At 32.3% G+C, this 833-nt stretch carries 1 pseudogene; it reads right to left on the bottom strand.

Going from position 1 to position 833, the window contains the following annotated elements:
* Nucleotides 1–833 (bottom strand): annotated as a pseudogene (locus N4T77_RS20105) (cell wall associated protein); the annotation flags it as partial.

Below are 833 nucleotides of genomic sequence, written 5' to 3'. Positions count from 1 at the left end.
TATTACTTGTTTTTGTAATATCCTTGGTTTTAACATAGGCTGAAAGGACATAGGATTTTTTTCTTACAAGTCCGCTAAGCCACTGTTGATAAAAATCTCTGCTGCTGTTAGTATCTTTAGTGACTTTAAGACTTTTTGTTCCCATATAAGCTTCTTCAGTAGTAATGTTACCTTTTATTTCATCAATACTTACACCTCTCCAACTAGCTTTTTCCCAATTGGACGTATTTAGTTCTACGCTATGATTTCTTATATAGTTTTTGCTAAACTTCTGAACTCTCGAAGCTGCTGTAAGCTTATTATATAGATTTTTGTTACTGTCCTCGTACCTATAAACTTCAGCACTTTCATCACTGTTTTTAATACCCTTAGTCATGCCATAATCAGTAAATTGATATAAATTAACCCTACTTTTATTATCTGTAAAGGTAGTTGTGTTATATCCATAAGCAATTGCTAAACTTTCTCCTGCTGCTCCATCTGTACCAAATTCCTTTATGCTGCTTACTCTGTAAGGAGCTTGAGTATAATAATCATAGTTTATATTGTAACCATCATAATTTAATACCTTTTTAAGATTATTCTTGCTATCATAAGTAAAAACAGTGTAGTTTCCATCAGGATAAGTTATTTTAGAAAGCTGTTGTCCATTATAAGCAAAGCTGGTTCTGCTACCATCTGGCTCTATTATCCCTACAAGATATCCATTACTTAATACGTCTAGGGTAGTTACTCTTCCTGCTCCGTCAGTTATTTTCTTTAATATGGTCCCATCATAACTTAAGGTTAAGGTATTATCATTCTTATCTTTTATTTTTTGTAAATATCCACCT

The organism is Clostridium sp. CX1 (assembly GCF_025398335.1).
GTDB classification, from domain to species: Bacteria; Bacillota; Clostridia; order Clostridiales; family Clostridiaceae; genus Clostridium_AM; species Clostridium_AM tanneri.
Note: the sequence above shows the minus strand (reverse complement) of the source record. Positions and strands in the feature narration are given on the sequence as shown.